Source organism: Peribacillus sp. FSL E2-0159, from assembly GCF_038643155.1.
Lineage (GTDB): Bacteria > Bacillota > Bacilli > Bacillales > DSM-1321 > Peribacillus > Peribacillus simplex.
This window is the reverse complement of record NZ_CP152053.1, coordinates 3313028-3331228: the sequence shown is the minus strand read 5'-3', so window position 1 is coordinate 3331228 and position 18201 is coordinate 3313028. Positions and strand designations below refer to the sequence as shown.

The following is an 18201-nucleotide window of genomic DNA, read 5'->3' as shown; positions in this document are numbered from 1 at the left end:
GTGTGATAACTTACTCTTTTAGTCCTTCAATGGTTTTAATGATACTTTCTAATCCGCCTTTTAGCTGCTCCACAGTAGGCCAAGCATACCCGATTCTAAAGTGCCTATCACTCATTTCGAACCATCTGCCTGCACCCACCAAAGTTCCATACTTTTCAAATAAAACCTTATAGAACTCGTTTGTATCAATATTTACATCAGATTTTATCCTTGGGAAGCAAATCACTCCTCCCTGCGGTTCAACCCACTCAATATAATCCTGTTCGTTCATCCATTGTTTCACTATGTTGAATTTCAATAGATTATCCGCTCTTGTACTTTCCAAGAACCTGTCCCTATTCTTAAAGACATGATAAGCAATTTCTTCATCAAACACCGAATTACATATGGATATCTGCTCTTTAGTTGCCAAAAAGGCCTCTTTTAAATCTTTATCTCGTGTAGTAAGCCAACCCATTCTGATTCCCGGCAGCCCATAAGCTTTTGATAGCGATTCAACACTGATTGCTTTCGAACTGAGCGAGGCTGCAGTTGGCAGTTTCTCTCCAATGGTTAAATCTCTATAGGTTTCGTCTACTACCAAATAGCAACCGTGTTCTTCAGCAATTTCAATAAGTTCGTTCAGCTTAGCCTCGGAAATCATGACTCCAGTTGGATTATGTGGATATGTGATGCTTATTATCTTTGTCTCCGGTGTCATTAAGCTTTTTAATTCATCCGTATCAACCTCAAAGTTATTTTCAAAGTTGAGGTTCTGTAAATTAGTGGTTATTCCCAAAGATCTTGGAACTTCAATGTTTGTAGCATAGTTAGGTTTTACTACTAATATATGGTCACCCGGATTAAGAAGGGTTGAGTGTATAATAAACAATGCCGCACAAGCACCATTGGTGATAAATACCTGATCCGCCTCCATATTATAGTGTTCTTGGGCTATTATTTCCCGGAGTTCTTTTTTGCCGCTATGATCCCCATAAAAGATGGTGAGATTTTCAAAGGTAAAATCTAAATCAGCGAAACGACGATCAGCGATTGAGCTCTCCGACAAATTATACTTGATTTTTTCGTATCCAAGCTCCTCGGGTGATTCCTTTTCAATTGTCATTCTCTTAAACCACATATATATATATCCTTTAAAATTAAATAATGACTTTACTCTACTTTCTAAAACTACCTTAAACTAGTAATAGTAGTTGACGTGAAACAATGTTCACCATTCATTTAAATGATTTACTTTTTCCTCTTTGTAGTGTCAATCCATTTATGAGATTAATACTCCTCTCCTTTCAAGTGAGTATATTTATATTTAAACAAAATCTGAACTGATGAAAAGATACAGTTTTATTTCATTCAAATAGGACAGATTAGAATTCTGAAACAAATATCACTGTTAAGATACTTGGCATTTCCTATACATATTGGTAATGAGTTTTCTTGGGGAGGCAGAGGTAATGGAGATGGTATCTAGAAACACTTATTCACCAAATTAGTGCTCAAAAAGAGAAACCATTTATGCAAATTGAAATTTAAATCAACTGTAGATGTTGAAATTGACCAAGTTGGAATTACTAAATAATACAATTTGGCTTCGCTGATGAAGAGTGTTAAAAGAATCTTGCGTATAATACATATAAAATAACTCTTTTGTTAGAGGGTTTTCTTCCAGCCTCTACTAGTATTTAATTCAACCGGACTTTTAAGGTTAGTTATTCTCCACCTAGACTTCTTTGTTCTTTCAAGTCTTAGAGTGGAGAGACTGCCTCATAGTGTGGGATAGACAAATTTAGAATTCCTTACATGAGGAATAGATCGGTCTTTTCAATTGAATGACTTTTTCTAGTATCCCTTGTTTTTTAGATAAAAATAGAATTTAATTCATAGACCTTAGTCAGCTAAGAGAAAATATCGATGGGGGAAAAATAAAATGACTTTTAGTAATTCAGCAGATGATTGGAAAGATCAATTTATAAACAAAGTAGAGGAATTGAGCATACCGGCTCAGTATTATTTGTTTCGTAATTTATTAGAACAAACTTTATGTTATTCAAATAATTTGAGCGACAAAACAAGATGGATTCTTATGCACATCTTAGCAGCCCAAGTGAAAACCTTGAAACAGTTTGATAAGGATACATTCTATGAGTATCTATTAAATGATATAGAGCTGGAGAAAAAAAAAGGGTTGTAGAATAAACTATTTCAGGATTGATTCCATTTTAAAGAAATAAAGCAAAGAAATAGTAAGGATAAATCATACATTTAGCTAAAAATGGGGGAATAGGGGATTGAAATTAAATACTTAAAAAGTTAACAAAGACTTTTTATAACTCAAAAACAATCATTAACCTGCTTATCTACTTACTAACCTGATAACTTGTGATGTTAACAGCTGATCAGAAAGGAATGACGAGGATAAAGTTTTATAAAGAAGAAAGAACAGAGTGAAGAGTAGAACTTTTAGGTGATTTTGTTTTATCAATTGATAGCTTACTCACGTATTAAGTATGAAATTCCATACTCATTATAGTCTGCCTTATGGGATCCTTTTTGTTTTCTGGTAATTTGTGGGGTGCATTACAGGTTTAGTTATGCAACTATTAGATTCTCTAATTGAAGAGGAAACGTAATTAATTACACTTGGGCTATTTGTATGTATAACTAAAAAAAAACACCGCTAATTTGAACTGCACCCCAATTGTTAGACACATCTAACAATTGGAGGTGCAGTTTCTTTTTGTCCAAATTTACAGCACAACAGAAAATACAAGCCGTACAAAGATATATTGAAGGTACAGAGGGACAGGAAAGCATAGCTAAATCTATTGGTGTTACCTCTGGAGTATTAAACACTTGGATTCGACAGTACCAATTTCATGGAGAGAGTGCATTTGTAAAACGCTATACAACTTATACGGTAGAAGATAAACTGAAAGTACTTGATTATATGAACTTACAGGGGACGTCTCTCCGTGAAACTGCTGCGGTTTTCAATATTCCGTCACCTTCTACCCTATTACTTTGGCAAAAACAATGTGAAGCAGAAGGAGTAGACGCCCTTAAACCAAAGAAAAAGGGGCGTCCATCCATGAAAAAAGAAACGAAGAAACCACTAGCAGAAGGATCATTAGAAGCATTAAAGGCTGAAAATGAGCGTTTGCGTGCGGAGAATGCCTTTTTAAAAAAGTTGAAAGCCTTAGTTCAGGAAAGAGAATCGTAAGAACGCAAGAAAAAGCGAAAGTAGTGTACGAACTAAGGGGAGAATTTAATTTAAAGCTACTTCTGTCGCGAATATCGCACGGAGCACCTATTATTATTGGAGAAACGCCTTCGAGCGTCAGGATAAATACGTGGAGATAAAGTCTGTCATCGAAGAGATATTTCAGACGAATAGAGGGAGATATGGATATCGACGCATCACCTTAGAATTACATAATCGGGGCATTGTGATTAACCATAAAACGGTGCTTCGATTGATGAATGAGCTGGGGTTAAAGTGTCTGGTACGTTTGAAAAAATACCGTTCGTACAAAGGTAAGGTTGGAAAGATTGCACCCAATATTCTCGAGCGTAAATTTTAAGGCAACAAAGCCAAATGAAAAATGGGTCACTGATGTGACGGAATTTCATCTAAACGGTGAGAAGTTGTACTTATCGCCCAGTCTTGATTTATTTAATGGAGAAATCATCGCCTACAATATCGAATCACGTCCTATTTACCCTTTAGTCTCCAAGATGTTAGACCAAGCCATAATGCGATTGGATTCGGAAGATTCACCCATCCTTCATTCGGATCAAGGCTGTCATTACCAAATGAAACCATATTCACATACCTTGAAGAAACATGCGATTACACAAAGCTTGTCTCGGAAGGGAAATTGTCTCGACAACGCTGTCATGGAAAACTTCTTTGGCTTATTAAAATCCGAATTGCTTTATTTACAGAAGTTCGACAGCATGAAGCATTTTAAACAAGAACTAGAAGATTATATTTATTATTACAATCACCAACGAATTAAGGTGAAATTAAAAGGCATGAGCCCGGTTGATTACCGGGTTCATGCCCTCAAGGTTGCTTAACCAAATAAAGTGTCTAACTTTTTGGGTTCACTTCAATTTACGGTGTTTTTATTTATACATTTTCTCTCACTTTTCTACAATAGCTATTTCAAAAAAGATTGGATCATTTCAGTAACCTTTTGCCGTTGATCAGAGGATAACTTTTTTGCTGTATTGATTAGATTAACCAAATCGCTAGGCGTATCATCGTTAATCTCAAATATATCAATAATGCTAATTTCTAACGCTTCAGAAATTTTTAGAAGTGTTTCTATAGTTGGAGATATAGCATTCCTTTCTATTTTACTAATATTGGACTGACTAATTCCTGATAAATGTTCAAGTTGGGTACTAGATATACCTTTAGCTGATCTTAAAGTTTTCAATTTTTCACCCAAATTTATCATAATAAATCCCCCGTTAATACTGTTTATAAAAAAAGAATTTTTTATTTATATAAGTGGAAACATCATAGCAAAATTGTTATTAAAAAAACGCAATTAGTCGAAGTTGACTATTTTACGTTTAAAAATATTCATATATGACTATAATGAACATTAGAAGTTGTTCTTGGAGGTGAGAAAATGTCAATAGATACAAAAAGACTCAGTATTGGAAAGTTATTAGGGAGTGTTAATGAAGTCTTTCGAATACCTTTATATCAAAGGCCATATAATTGGGGTAAAGATCAATGGAATGATCTATGGGAAGATTTAATCAGATTAGATGGTGACCAAACACATTTTCTGGGGTTTATCATTACCATAAGCCAAGAACGGCAAAAAGGTTTTGGGTATTTTGAGGTAGTTGATGGACAACAACGAATTACAACAATTCTAATACTTTTAACTGCAATTCGTGATTTAGCAGAAAAAATTGACAAGGATCGAGCGGCCTATATAAATAATTACTTTTTAAAAAGTTCTACAATAGATGAAATTGAAGCCAAGCTAATATTAGGAAGGAAGGATAACAAATTATTCAAAAAATTAGTTGAAAAAAGTATTAAAAGGGAAGAAATAAAAAATGAAAAAATCATTCAAGCTTATAATTTCTTTTTAGAAAAGTTACAGGATAGTAAACTGCAATGGCAGCACATCTATACAAAGTTATTGGGGTCATTGGATCTTGTATTAATGGTTACTGATTCATATTATGACGCGTTCAGGCTTTTTGAGACCCTAAATAACCGCGGATTATCCCTTTCGTCCGTTGATTTGATTAAAAATTATTTACTAAGTAAATTTTCAGCCAATGAATCAATGTTGGATGAATGCATTGATATTTGGGATAGTATCATTGAAAATATTGAGGATATTGAGTCGGTCCGACACGATAAGGTTCGTTTCTTTAGACATTATTTGTTCTCTATTGAATATGGTGTAGTCCCAATACCTAAACTTTATTCGAAATATCAAAAGTTGATTGATTCAAATGATAATTTATTGAGTTTAGTTGAAGATATATGGTTAAAATCTGAAATGTATTTAAAGCTGTATAATGGATTATTAGGCATAAAGGAGGTGGATGATCGGCTAAATACGTTAGTGCGTATAGAAGCAACTACCAGCTACCCCCTTCTAATTAAGTGTCTCTCCGAGAATCTTAATAAAGAGCAATTGATATCAATTTTGGAGGCTATTGAAGTTTTTACATTGCGAAGAAGTATATGTAATATTTCAACACGAGACATTGATAGAATTTACAATCATTTGGCTTTAGAATCGTTCAATAAAGAAATGCCAGTTTCTTATATTGTTGATTATCTTAAGAGGAGAACCCCATCTGATACTGAATTCTATTTAAACTTCCAGAACCGGGATTTTACAAGGTCAGCACAAACGAAATATATCTTAGAAATGATAGAAAATGCTCTAACAAACAACACAAGAGAAAAAACTATAAGTGGTCGGAGTGATGTTCACATCGAACATATTATGCCAAGGGAATTACTAAGGAAAAGAAATAAAATCATTGAAAATTCTTGGCAAAAAGAACTAGGGACAAGAGCTTCTGAATACTCAATGTTTGTTAATAGAATTGGGAACCTTACGCTGCTTGGGAGCGAATTAAATATTACTGCTTCTAATTATCCTTTTCTTGAAAAGAAAAAAAAATATGAGCAATCCATCATAATGTTAACCAAAGAAATTTGCCAAGAAGACAAATGGACCTTCGAAGAGATAAATATAAGGAGTGTGTATCTTGCGGGCATAGCTAAGAAGATATGGAATTTCAATAATATATAAAGTAGAGGGGTGTGAAGAATTATCCCTCTTTGTTATTGGTGTTGGCTATAATATCAAGTATTAAAAAAAGCGTTGCTGTTAGCAATGCTTTTTAACTTAGAAGAATAAGTTTTTAATTTTGTTAGGTAATTAACGCGCAGATTGGCCATCAATTCTTTTAGCCGCTAATCCTAAACTTAGCCGCGTGTTTAAAGCCGTGATTTTTTTGATCGAGCCTTCTTATCTAACGTGTTAAGATCCAGATATGAAGAGAAATCTTGTTTTATTTTTGCTATATAGGATGCTTTGTTGAGTGCAAAATCATACATTTTATCGACAAAATAAGATTCATCATCGTAAATTACACTATCAGCAATGTAATATTCACTTATATTTTCATCCAACACATCTGGATTCCCGACTAAAGCAGCTTCAATAATTTCTTCTTCATTATTCTCCAACATTTCTTTTGCAAGCCTAGTTATCGTTTCCGTATAGAAAATTTCATCATAAAAGATCGTGTCTTCTGGTAAGTCCCAGCCAAACAAAGAACCAAACTCTTCTTCTACTCCTGTATTGGTAACTATAGTTTCTAGAAAACTTTCATTTTTAACCGCATACACGTTTTTTGAAGCATTATTTAAACGATCTATGACCCAAATTAAATGTTTTATGATTTCAGCCTCTTTATCAAAACCAATGTATTTTAAATAATCATTATACTCATCACCATTGGGGAGAAATGATTGAATATGCCAACCAGGATCCATTTTAAACAAAGGGATATAATATTTTCCAGCATTGCAAATCGCACCAATGTAATCATCTCTTTCTAATGCTACTTTAATAATATTCTTAAGGTTCTCCTCTCGCTCTGTTATTTGCTTACTGTCATATACTTTAATTAAATCAAAATTTATATTGTATTTTTCTCGGTACTTTGTAAAATCTTGAGATTTTAATATTAAATTAAATACCTCTTCTGTCAAGGACGCATTGTAATAGAACTCTGGGTCAGGTGATTTTACCGTTTTTTTAGAAAACACAGCTTTCTCCGGATCAATCTTGTAAATCACACTATTAAAGATATATTTATTACCTTTTCTTGCAATTGTAGCCCAATTTTTAGTGATGTTATTATCTCGGTTTAATTCAAATTTAACTGTATAAAATTTGCCTTTCTTATTTTGTTTTACAACTAAAATTTTTATCTCCACTTTTTTCAACACCTCAAATCTATGAAAGAAAAAGAGCTTAATATTAATGACAAAGAGAGAAGCTTTATGTTCCAAAAACCGCTAACAATGCCCAAAAGAAACGCTCCTGAAAACGGGAATGTTTAGTTCGCGATGCATTTTTGTAAGCGTAAGACACGCAATAGTAATTTATGATTAGGATTCATTGATTACTGCTCTAACTATACTCAGAATTATTGATTAGTGAATAAATTTTTCTAAATTTTTTCGCTTAGTAACTTAACGGAGGTTGCTGCGGTAACCTTTTTATTACGGAACTAAGGGGCAGCATTCCTGTAATAAATGAAGTTTAAAGAGAACAAGTTTGTGAAGAAATCTACTTAAACTAACGGGTGCGTTAGCTGAAGATTGGAGCTGTCTTTAAGGCAGCATTTTTGTATGAAAACACTTTAGTGAAAGGCCATACTTAAATAAGCCCACCATATTCTAATTTTTTTGAAGGACGTAAATGTACTATGTCGTTAATTTAACTGGTTATGCAGTTTGTTGTTCAGATGGATTGATTGTATAGCCTTTCTTTTTTAGGTATTCGATCATTTTTAATTCTTTGTTATTTTGTTTTTCTTCAAGGTAATTTGAGCCTAGTTCTTGATAGGGTTCCCCTGTTTTTAAGATGTTGTAAGCAATCGTTAGTAGTAAATGAGCAGAAGCGATTCGTCCCTTCATTTTTCCCTGCCTTTTGGTAATCCTTTTTCGATGTGAAGCAATTCGATTATTTTGCCTTGATGTCGCTAGTACACACTCTACAGCCATCGTTTTCAAAGCTTTGTTACCTTGTGTGGTTTTACTCGTTTTTTTTACCAGCACTTTCGTAATTTCCAGGACTCACACCAGCCCAAGAGGCAAGATGTTTAGCTGACTTAAATACGGACATATCAACGCCCATCTCTGCAATAAAAGTAGCTGCGGCAGCTTTGTTCACACCAGGTATTCCATCCAATAATTCTACTTCTTTACGATAGGGGGACAGGAGTTGATCGATTTGTTTTTCCAATTCTTCTATGGCTTTTTCTAAATAACTCATATGCTCCCAATGGTAACGCAACATATCACGATGATGACGGCGAATACGACCATTAATTGCACTGGCAATGTCAGTAATACTTGCTTTTGTTCGCCAATCCACCATTTTTCGAAGACCATCGGTCTCTATTTTTTCACCGTTTAGAATCGCTTCAAGGATACGGCGTCCCGATACACCAAAAATGTCTGATAGTACGGATGTTAGCTTGATATTAGCATCTTGAAGAATTTTGTGAATGCGATTCTGCTCTGAGGTGCGATGATGAATCAATTTTTTTCGATAACGAGTAAGATCTCGTAAATCACGAATATCCTCCGGTGGAACAAAATTGCTTTCAATAAGTCCGCATCTTAGAAGCTTGGCAAGCCATTCGGCATCTTTCACATCAGTCTTACGCCCTGGAACATTTTTGACATGTCTGGCATTGGCCAGAACAAGGTGAAAAGAACCTTCGAGTATATTCCATATTGGTTTCCAGTAGACTCCGGTACTTTCCATCACAACATCGGATACCTGAAGGGTAGCGAGCCAATCACTTAAAGCGAGGAGTCCCGTTGTTGTAGTTGAAAATGTTTCAATAGAGGTCTTTGGCTTTTTATCTAATGGACCAAATATTACACAGGCTACTACTGTTTCTTGGTGTACATCTAGGCCAGCACACCGTTCAATCATTGCTTCCATAGGAGAAATCACCTCAAAAAAAGATTAACAATACATATGACAGGGGATTTGTTACAAAAATTTTTGTATACGTACTAGCTGTACACTAAATGGTTCTTCCATACTGTCACAACCAGTTTCTTATACAGGGTATCTTCCTTAAGATCCACCAAAAAAAGTTCAGCCTGGTTGTATTGTTATCATCCATTATTGTCAAGGGGTTAATGGGTTAGACTCTATTTTGAGTTTAGATTTTCGTGGTAGATGGTGGTGGCGAGGATCGCCGCCATAGAAGTTTCTTATGAAACTATCGGGGCAGGTTAGTTCCATAAGAAATTTAATATATAATAGATTTTATAAGACAAGGTGACTTTCATTAGGAGGGGGAACATGAAAAAAAGGCTTCGGAAAAAAATGTCCAATGAATGGGAATGGTATGCAGTAAAGGTATTGTATGAATGCAAAATTTCAGGAAATCCTTCTCCAGAAACAATTGATGAAAATTACTCTAATACCTTTAAGTTTACACCTGTTAAGATGGGGCGTGTTTCTGACGTGGACACTGCAAAGCCGGTTTGGCGGATAAGGGTCTTTAAAAGGTCCGTTGGAAGTTTGAAAATATTTTCTTCTTCAATGATCGGAAGATGTGGATATTTCTCAGGATCCAGTCCATTTAGATTAAATTCAGCTTTTCCCGAGCGAATAATCGTTTGAAAGTTATTCTCCACTTCAATTTCTACAGTATCCATCTTACTTAACTCATTCAGACTTTTTACCTGGGATTACAACGCTATAGTAAAAGGCCTCATTCGTTTTAGGGACAATAATTCAAGAGAAAAACTTCATAGTAAATGCGCTTGATGCCCCTATAACAATGGTAATATTGTTTTTTGTTAAAAATCTCAACTCTCAGTTGAAAAAGTTGTCTTATACCTCTATCATATTAAATCGTTAAAAATCCTTCCGATATAGACCGCAATCAGGCCTCTATGTAATCGCTAGCATGTTATATATTTTCATTATTCGTATATCATCTTTGGAAATCTTAAGTTCATTAATTAATTCTTGATTTTCAACTAATGGAATTTTGGAAAAGAGCATTTTTAAGGAAATCGGCATAAACGGACGGAAAGAAACCCCAGACATTAAGCCCCATTTCTTTTCAGTCTCCAAAAAAGACGCCAAAATATTAATCGTCATATTTTCGATCGGGGTTGCCTGGTTTTTTAAAATAATGGTGGTAATCGAATCGTAGTGCTCGGTGTACCCCCAATATGTATTTTCACATTCTTGATAACTTTCAAAACTCCTAACGTTCATATAGAACATGGTTTTATAACGGTTTGTATCTGGCTCAGGTAAAAGGTCCATTACACACCTTATCAATTCTTTACTTCTGCCATCATAGCAATATGAAAAAAGTCGGTTGGAATTTTTAAAGAAAGTTGATGGAATGGTATTCAAACTGGAGGCTTGTCTAAGATCATAATAAAGAAGTTGTTCCACCCTAATATTCAAAGCACCAGCAATCTGATAAAGTGTTACTACATCAATTGAGATATCTCCACTTTCATATTTAGAAACAGTTCCCTTGCTTTTATTAATGACATCGGCGAATTGTTGAACGCTCATATTTTTTGATTTGCGAAAGGCTTTGATTTTTTTTCCCACTTCCTGATTAATTTTATTCATATCTATCATCTCCAGGTTAAATGATTAACGACTAATAAAGAGAATGGTTGATGTTCTATACTGTTTCTTTAAAATATGTAAAGCGCTTTAAAAAAAGAGGATTTTATATTTTTCTTAGAAAAGCGTTATTTATTTGGTCATTTGTTTATTGTGAGGAAACAAAATAATCGCTTTGTTTCATCTTAATAGAACTATACTCTTTTGTCTAACCTCTTTTTGGATGAGATAATCATTTTGTAAAAAGTTATCACAATACAGGAGGGGAAAGTAATGATGAAAGTAATAGAAACAGCACAAGCTCCAGGAGCAATTGGACCATATTCACAGGGTTTTGTTGTGAATGGATTTGTATTTACATCCGGTCAAATTCCAGTAAATCCGCAAGATGGAACGATAGGTAATTCTATTAAAGACCAGACGGAACAGAGTTGCCGTAATGTAGGAGCGATCCTTGAAGAGGCAGGAAGTGGATTTGAACATGTATTTAAGACAACGTGTTTCCTAACAGATATGGCTGATTTTGCAGCCTTTAATGAAGTTTATGCAAAGTATTTTGTATCAAAGCCAGCCAGAAGCTGTGTTGCGGTTAAGGAGCTGCCAAAAGGTGTTCTTTGTGAGATAGAAGCTATTGCTGTTTTTCCAGGAAAGCTAAATTAAAATATAGTTATTCATTAGCTTTGCGTTAAATCAACTTTTCATTTATCAAGATATCTTTAAAAAAGATCCCGAAATTCAGTTGAAATTATGACAAGTCCTTTTGAAAATGAAAGGACCTCCTATAATTAGGTTTGAGTCTTTTCAAGCTCCTTGATTATAAGGTGAATGTTTTGCGGATATTTGGATTTTGGTACAGTGAATGGGGTTTATACTCGCGTTTTTGAAGGCGCTTACCTTACAAGATCAGCGTTTCACGTTGCTGCTTTACCCAAAGGTGCATTAGTAGAAATTGAGTAAATTGCCCAACTCTAGGATGTCAAGATGGTTTTACTGTTTCCCTAATCATTACAAACCTTTTATAACTTTGTAGAAAAGGTAGATTCCATTGATTTACATCCTATTTTGTAAGCGCTTTATTAGGTGAGATAATATTTAAAGATTGACAGAATAATAGATTGATAAAAACTAGAACCCTTAAAATGGAATTTCCAAAAAATCCTTTTTACAAACCGGAAGAAGGAGGCTTCATTCATAATGGGCATAGTTAAACCGGAAGAGGAACTTACCTTAGCAAAAAATAAAAGAGAAGATATGACCGAAGCAGAATGGAAAGCAGCGACAAAGTTTGACAGCACCGATTGGGGCTGGATCATTATGAGTATTGGTATGGCAATCGGTGCAGGGATTGTATTTTTGCCTGTCCAAGTTGGTTTGGTTGGGATATGGGTATTTTTAATATCGTCAGCAATTGCGTACCCTGCTTTATACTTGCTACAAAAATTATTTATTAATACATTGGTAGTATCACCAAAATGTGAGGATTATCCCAGTGTTATTGGCCAATATTTAGGAAAAAACTGGGGATTCTTATTAGGAATCTTATACTTTTTGATGATTGTAGTGGGACTGTTCTCATATTCAATAGCTATAACAAATGATAGTGCCTCCTTTTTACACTCCTTCGGTGTAACTGATATGGTATTATCAACCAATCCCTTTTATGGATTAGTGCTCCTCTGTATTCTGGTTGCATTAGCATCCCGTGGCGAAAAGGTACTTTTTAAAATCTCTACAGGCATGGTACTTGTCAAGTTAGCTGTGGTGGTTCTTTTGGGAATTATTATGATTCAACATTGGGATATTGCCAATATCGGGGCATTTCCGAACCTTGGTTACATAGTGAAGCAAACCATTATCATGATGCCGTTTACTGTATTTTCCATCATATTTGTCCAAAGTTTAAGTCCAATGGTTATTTCTTATCGTTCGCATAATAAATCTATTGAGGTGGCTCGTTATAAAGCACATCGGACTATGAAAATCGCCTTCTGGGTTCTGTTCTTTTCGGTCTTTTTTTATGCGATATCCTTCAACCTTGCAATGTCACATGAACAGGCTGCCATAGCAGCTGAGCAAAACATTTCCGCGCTTGCGATGGCGGCACAAGGAAATGATGGCGCCATGATTAAAGTTTTTAGCTTTGTCTTGAATATCTTTGCCGTCATGACTGCTTTCTTCGGTATATTCCTAGGTTTCAAGGAATCATGCCAGGGGATAGCCATTAATATCCTTAGCCGTTTTATGCCAGAAGAGCGCATTAATAAAAGAGTATTATCCGTTGGTATTCTTGTTTTTGCGGTCCTTCTTGCATGGTCAGTTGTTGCATTGAATCTGCCGATACTACTACTTTTAAAATACTATGGAGCAATTATCGCTCTAGTTGCCTGCATCATACCTGTTTATTTAGTATGTAAAGTGCCATTTTTAGCAAAATATAGGAAACCATCGTTAATCCTAATTGCTTTTATTGGAGTACTTTTAATTCTTTCTCCGATCTTAGAATCTTGGTGAAAATATCGAAGCGAAGGCCTTTTTTGAAGGGAGATTCAAGGTCCTCCTTCTATTGAAAAAATGAGAAAAATACTAGTATTGATAAGGAGTGGAAAAAATGAAATACAATTTTGACAAAATCATTGAACGTAGAGGCACAAATGCCATGAATACAGATGGCTTTAGGGAATATATTTTTAAAGCAACAAAAGACATGGTTTTTCCTTACAAAGATGAAGAATTTATTCGTATGTGGGTAGCTGATATGGAGTTTGCTACACCTCCTGAAGTTATCCAAGCGATCAAAGACCGTGCGGATAAGCAGATTTTTGGCTATACAAAAGTATTTGATCCAAACTATTATCGTGCATTCTCGAATTGGACGAAGGAGCATTATAACTGGAACTTCGAACAAGAGCACTTGGTGTTTTCGCATGGTATTATTCCCGCCTTGTTTGAGTTGATTGAATATATTAGCAAACCAGACGAGAAGATTTTAATCGTTACCCCATCATATGCATATTTCAAGTATGCTGCAGAATTTAATAATATTGAACTGGTAACTTCTGATCTAGTGAACAAAGAGGGATATTATACAATCGATTTCGATGATTTAGAGGAGAAAGCGAAAGATGAAAAAGTCACCTTATGTATTTTCTGTAATCCTCATAATCCATCAGGACGTGTGTGGACACCAGAAGAATTAAAGAAATTTGGCGACATTTGCCTTGAAAATAATGTAACGATTATTTCCGATGAAATTCATTGTGACTTGCTTCGTAATGGAATGGTTCATACTCCTTTGGCAAAGGTTTTCCCAGAAACAGATAGAATCATTACTGCCATGTCCGCAAGCAAAACATTTAATATGGCTGGGTTAATGTTCTCTAATATCATTATTCCAAAAGATGAAATTAGAGCTGCATGGAAGGAACGCCACTACGATTTTGAAAATCCGCTGAGCATTGCAGCAACGCTGGCTGCATATGAGCATGGTGATGAATGGCTGAAACAATTAAAAGATTATTTGGATGGCAACTTTGAATTTACCAAGCAATATTTAGAGCACCATTTACCTAAAGCTGTATTTAGTATTCCCGAGGCCACTTACTTAGCATGGGTGGACATTAGTGCGTATCTACCAGACGAGGAAAATTTGCCTTTATATTTTGCCAACAACGCTGGGGTGCTTCTAGAAGGAGGAAATATGTTTGTCGCCAATTCAGATGGTTATATTCGTGTTAATTTGGCATGTCCGAGATCCATTTTGACAGAGGGACTAAAAAGAATATGCGAAATGTTGCAAAAGGTAAGCGGTATAAAAACAGATTGCTTAATGCCCCAAGTTTAATAGAGTAGAAATCTGAAATTTTATATGGGGGCGAAAGCCCTCTATTTTGGGTGTATGAAGGCATTTATGGACATCCTTAAAAGCAGGCTTATTGCAATTTGGAAAATGTAGATTCTTCCTTTTTATTTGCTATATTCTACTCAAGTTATAACCATCATTGACCCTAATCTTGCTCGACTTAATGGCCCTTTTCTGGAATATGGGGTAAGGAAGGACTATTTGTTCTCTTCTGATAGCTTTCTATATAATGGAGCTCTAGACACATTTGTAATTTCGCAAATTTGATTTACAGTCATAGTTCCTTCTTTATATAGCTTAACTGCATAATTCATTCCTGCGTGATCTTTATGATACTTCTTTAATCGACCTTTAAACTTTCCTTCTTTTTTAGCCAACTCAATCCCTTCACGTTGTCGCATACGAATAAGATCTCGCTCTAATTGGTTAACACCAGCCATTACCGTAATTAAGAATTGGCTGTATGGATTCTCTTCTGATAAATCTAGCCATGTATCTTTTAGTGATTTTAATCTTACTTTTTTTCCCCGTATGTTATCGATTAATTCAAATAGGGGTAGCGTCACATGCCCATCAAGCTAACAACATAAATTAATAGAGCCAAATAATATTGATTCAAAACTACCCAGTACTGGGAAATTAGGCATGTCAAAGAAACCTTTAAAAAAGCGATATTTTTTGCTAGGCAGCTTGTCTATCCTTCACCGTCGTTTGATACACACCCCCTAGAATATCAAAGACAGTCATCTTCTTATACCTATGGCATTTTCGACCGTTCTTTTTGAGTAGCTGAAAAAGGCGATGAAGAATTTTCAAAAGCTGTTCTGAACCAATTGCTATTGCTTGAAACAATAACGGAAAGTAATCTTTAATCATATAAATCGCTTTGTATTCACTCAACTCCTGATTTTTCTTTTCAAGCAAAAGCTGTCGCATTTGAAACATGGTAGAAGAACAGAGGAGAATGCCAATAAGTTGGCCGTATAAATGGCACTCTAGGCGTTCTTTTTTGATTGTTTTGCATTCATCGATTTCAAAGAATGACTTCCATGTTTTAAATAAAATCTCAATCTGCCAACACAGGGAATAGAGGGAATGGACATAATCAGTGGGAACTTCTTCTGGCGATGAATTCGTGATATAGACATTCATCCCCATCAAGTGCTTACTTTTCTCCTTCATGACAATGCCTTTCTTCTTTTCTCGTATTGCTTGGTTTATAAGGCGTGTTTGTGTTTGATCATCGGTTAAACGATGGATAATAACACGTGCTGGAAGCTTCTGATTTTGGCCAATGTATGCCTCGGGGATTTCCATCGTTTCACCAGGGGTTAGACCGGACATTATTTGTGCCATATCAAGCTTGATGTATTCTGTTTGCTTTTTTATCGTGCCATTGTTGAAGAATTCTGGCTCAGGGTTCTTGATATAAATACGTGTATTAAGCTTTAATCTCGAGATATAGTAAGCATCTTTATCATGAATGGCTTGTAAGTCTCCTAAATCAAAGTAACCAAGATCACGTAAGCATAAATCGCCTTTCTCAACAGTTTCAAGGCAAATTGTACCGTATGTTTTATCATTGTTCTTTCCTGGTCCTAGTTGTACGTTTAAAAATTGGCCACTTAATAAATCGTATTCCAATTGGATTTTCACCCCTGCAGTATTACTACTCCCTCCAGAGCCTTGATAATTTGTAGCAAAGGAATCAGGTAGCTGAAATACAGTCGCATCTAAAATCCGAATACGTTTGAAAGTAGAAATCATGTCTGAAGAAAGTGATTGATTTAAACAGAGTTTTTGTGTTAACAGCGAAGTAAAGACTTCTCGGAGGAATGTGACAGCTGCTGGATTAAAGCGTTGATTCAACCCTTCTGGGCTCATTAGTACACCCGTCGAAGCCTCTAAACGACTACATAATTGTGTAAGTGATGTACTAGCGACTTCTTGGCTGAGCCAAACGCAAAGGGCGATGAGTTCAGCTGCTTGATACTTACTAGATCGCTGTACAAAGCCCATCTGTTTGGCCGTTTCTTGTAGGACTAATGGAGATAGAAAGCGTTGTAATTCTTTCGCAAAAAGTGTCAGTTCACTGGAGACGATAGGATTCATAAAAAAACACCATCCTTTCTCGTAAACTTCTTACGATAAGCATAGCGTTTTTTCATTTTTGAAGGTATTGTTTAAACTTAGCTTGATGGGCATGTGACGGTACCCCTATTAGGACGAAATAACTGAGAATAATCTAGGTAATTATACATATTTTTACATTATTTTATTATAGTGGTATTTTTTGTTAGTTAACAATGATACTCTTATATTGCTATAAGAAAAGGGGGAAAACAAGTGAAGAAAAAGAGAAATATCTTTATACTAGCATTTTTATTTTTATTGACAACCGCTTTATTACCGAACGGTGCGTATGCTGACACGAATGTTATCAACTATGAGAAAGATGGTAGAGTTAAGCCTGTGGAAAATGCTGAGTTATTATCTGAAAATCAATTGGATAGTGTACTAGATGCCATTGGCTTGGAAGAAGAAAACTTGGATGATATGTCGAAGAAAGAAAAGGTCTATATGGCCAGCCAAGGCGGTAAGGTCGTTGATGAAGTAGAAGTGGAAGAGAAGTCTTATTATGTTTCACTCGATGGTACAAAAACGGAATACACTGAAGAGAATGAAGAACTCATAACGCAAAAAAAGATTGAAGATCTAAAAACCTACAATGAAGCAACAGGAGAGTCTTTAGAAATCGAGAATGTTTATCCGTCAAAAGTGAAACAAAATTCTGGAATCTCTTTAATGGCTGCTTTGCCGAAAGACGGAATTAAAACAAAAATTAAGGGCGATTTGGAGCTAACCCAACAAGTGATTTATCTTGGTTCCACTAGTACTCAGTATAAATACTCATTCGTTTCAAATGCTCATTGGAATGATACACCATTAAGCACTAAGACCGATATTTTAGGGTCCGCTTGGAGTGAGGAAGCTGTTGCTAAAGCTGACACATTTTCAGGTTTTTGGGATCAAGGAAAAGAGATTGCTGACGGCAAAGGCGGTACAACTTGGACTTTTGATGACAAAAAATTGAGTATGAAAAGCCCGAAAGCCTACGGTCAATATGTGACTGTATCATTAGGTGGCGGCGACTATCAAAATATTAATATGAGTAGAGAAGTGCGGGTGGGTAAATCCAAAAAAGGAGAACCTGCTTACGTACAAACAACTTATTTCCATACATATACCAATATTTCAGGTTTAAGTGCGTCAATCGGGCCGGTTTCTGTGGATATTCCAAGCAAGTGGTTACAATCTGGAGATGAAATCTATGTTGAATATAGTTTCACCTTCGGTAACACCTAATTTTGCTTAGAAAGGATAGTTATGCTATCCTTTCTTTATCTTTGTTATATAAGGGGTTGCTTC

General features: G+C 35.3%; 13 protein-coding genes and 3 pseudogenes. 7 read left to right on the top strand and 9 right to left on the bottom strand.

What is annotated here, in order from left to right; genetic code table 11:
* Nucleotides 1-10 precede the first annotated feature (10 nt).
* Nucleotides 11-1105 carry an aminotransferase class I/II-fold pyridoxal phosphate-dependent enzyme gene (locus NYE63_RS16175; protein ID WP_342601879.1) on the bottom strand — a complete coding sequence of 365 codons (1095 nt, stop codon included), beginning with the start codon at nt 1103-1105 and terminating at the stop codon, nt 11-13.
* Between the two features lie 819 nt (nt 1106-1924).
* Here NYE63_RS16175 and NYE63_RS16170 point away from each other — a divergent pair.
* Together NYE63_RS16170 and NYE63_RS16165 are read left to right on the top strand one after the other, a co-directional pair.
* Entirely contained in the window at nt 1925-2188 is a 264-nt protein-coding gene (locus NYE63_RS16170) for a hypothetical protein (protein WP_342601878.1), read from the top strand.
* Nucleotides 2189-2734: 546 nt separating this feature from the next.
* Nucleotides 2735-4077: pseudogene (locus tag NYE63_RS16165) on the top strand (IS3 family transposase).
* A gap of 83 nt (nt 4078-4160) precedes the next feature.
* On the opposite strand, the gene NYE63_RS16160 reads toward NYE63_RS16165, so the two are convergent.
* Nucleotides 4161-4463 (bottom strand): helix-turn-helix transcriptional regulator, encoded by a 303-nt coding sequence (locus NYE63_RS16160; RefSeq protein ID WP_342601877.1) that lies wholly within the window; start codon nt 4461-4463, stop codon nt 4161-4163.
* 177 nt (nt 4464-4640) lie between these two features.
* Between NYE63_RS16160 and NYE63_RS16155 the strand changes: the two genes are divergently transcribed.
* Nucleotides 4641-6305 (top strand): DUF262 domain-containing HNH endonuclease family protein, encoded by a 1665-nt coding sequence (locus NYE63_RS16155; protein ID WP_342601876.1) that lies wholly within the window; start codon nt 4641-4643, stop codon nt 6303-6305.
* 188 nt (nt 6306-6493) lie between these two features.
* Here the strand turns inward: NYE63_RS16155 and NYE63_RS16150 are convergent, their stop codons facing one another.
* The 5 genes and pseudogenes from NYE63_RS16150 to NYE63_RS16130 form a co-directional block, all read right to left on the bottom strand.
* A complete protein-coding gene (locus NYE63_RS16150; protein WP_342601875.1) occupies nt 6494-7501 on the bottom strand; it encodes a hypothetical protein in 1008 nt (335 codons plus the stop codon).
* Nucleotides 7502-8014: 513 nt separating this feature from the next.
* On the bottom strand, nt 8015-8347 hold the full coding sequence (locus NYE63_RS16145) for a hypothetical protein (RefSeq protein ID WP_342601874.1): 333 nt from the start codon (nt 8345-8347) through the stop codon (nt 8015-8017).
* A complete protein-coding gene (locus NYE63_RS16140) occupies nt 8325-9245 on the bottom strand; it encodes an IS110 family transposase (RefSeq protein ID WP_342601873.1) in 921 nt (306 codons plus the stop codon). Before NYE63_RS16140 ends, NYE63_RS16145 begins: the two co-directional genes overlap by 23 nt.
* A 494-nt stretch (nt 9246-9739) precedes the next feature.
* A pseudogene (locus NYE63_RS16135) lies at nt 9740-9988 on the bottom strand (DNA polymerase III subunit beta); the annotation flags it as partial.
* 223 nt (nt 9989-10211) lie between these two features.
* Entirely contained in the window at nt 10212-10916 is a 705-nt protein-coding gene (locus tag NYE63_RS16130) for a helix-turn-helix transcriptional regulator (RefSeq protein WP_342601872.1), read from the bottom strand.
* A 273-nt stretch (nt 10917-11189) separates the two neighbouring features.
* Between NYE63_RS16130 and NYE63_RS16125 the strand changes: the two genes are divergently transcribed.
* From NYE63_RS16125 to NYE63_RS16115, 3 genes are all read left to right on the top strand, one after another.
* Nucleotides 11190-11573 carry a RidA family protein gene (locus NYE63_RS16125; RefSeq protein WP_342605791.1) on the top strand — a complete coding sequence of 128 codons (384 nt, stop codon included), beginning with the start codon at nt 11190-11192 and terminating at the stop codon, nt 11571-11573.
* A gap of 534 nt (nt 11574-12107) precedes the next feature.
* Nucleotides 12108-13424 (top strand): aromatic amino acid transport family protein, encoded by a 1317-nt coding sequence (locus NYE63_RS16120; protein ID WP_342601871.1) that lies wholly within the window; start codon nt 12108-12110, stop codon nt 13422-13424.
* Between the two features lie 97 nt (nt 13425-13521).
* Nucleotides 13522-14754 carry a MalY/PatB family protein gene (locus tag NYE63_RS16115; RefSeq protein WP_342601870.1) on the top strand — a complete coding sequence of 411 codons (1233 nt, stop codon included), beginning with the start codon at nt 13522-13524 and terminating at the stop codon, nt 14752-14754.
* A 215-nt stretch (nt 14755-14969) separates the two neighbouring features.
* Here NYE63_RS16115 and NYE63_RS16110 read toward each other — a convergent pair.
* Nucleotides 14970-15326 (bottom strand): annotated as a pseudogene (locus tag NYE63_RS16110) (recombinase family protein); the annotation flags it as partial.
* A gap of 127 nt (nt 15327-15453) precedes the next feature.
* Nucleotides 15454-16884 carry an IS4 family transposase gene (locus NYE63_RS16105; RefSeq protein WP_342601869.1) on the bottom strand — a complete coding sequence of 477 codons (1431 nt, stop codon included), beginning with the start codon at nt 16882-16884 and terminating at the stop codon, nt 15454-15456.
* Nucleotides 16885-17118: 234 nt separating this feature from the next.
* Between NYE63_RS16105 and NYE63_RS16100 the strand changes: the two genes are divergently transcribed.
* Complete coding sequence (locus tag NYE63_RS16100) at nt 17119-18138, top strand: hypothetical protein (protein WP_342601868.1); 1020 nt, start codon at nt 17119-17121, stop codon at nt 18136-18138.
* Nucleotides 18139-18201 lie beyond the last annotated feature (63 nt).